Annotated in this window: 1 protein-coding gene; it reads right to left on the bottom strand. The window is 55.8% G+C overall.

The window, feature by feature from the left end:
• Positions 1-161: 161 nt before the first annotated feature.
• A partial coding sequence (locus OB03_RS14455; protein ID WP_461344625.1) for a hypothetical protein occupies positions 162-577 on the bottom strand: 416 nt, incomplete at its 5' end.

The raw sequence follows: 577 nt of genomic DNA, 5'->3' as shown, positions 1-577 counted from the left end.
TGCTGCGCTGGTTGAGGGCTGCGCAGGCCGCCCTATTGCCAACCCAACCAATCTCTACTCAGATCAAACTCGGACTCTCGTTATGGCTGGATGAGAAACGGGGGTCACGTCACCTCGTTAGAGCCCCTGTCGCCCAGCAGTCATTGCGACTTGAGGCGGTCTTAGCGGAAGCTTGATGGCGGGCGCACGGCACCCTTGTCTCCGACAGCCCCGATGACAATCACTTCCACAGCGAGGAGGTGTCGATTGTCATAGATGTACTCGCCCGAACGACAACGCCTGCCGCTAGGGCTAGGTCGACGATAATCCGACAAGCGTTTTGCCAAGGCCCCATGTTCAGCAGTGCCAACACCAATCAACAAGATCCGTCCGTTCTGAAGGAAGCGGTACAGGCCTACGTAATTTTTTAGCTCGTCCTGATAGGCATTTTGCCATTCCGGTATGGGGACCCAGCGCTGATCCCATTCAGAAAGCGTCTTGTCGCCGTATAGAGGCGCATCTTTAATCTTCATGATGATTTCCTTGTCAATGATGGTGAAGAGCCCCCCTGAGCCAGCCGTAGCCAGCCCAGAGGGCA

It is taken from the genome of Brevundimonas sp. GN22 (assembly GCF_054824005.1).
The sequence above is the reverse complement of the archived record's forward strand: the minus strand, read 5'-3'. Positions and strand labels throughout refer to the sequence as shown.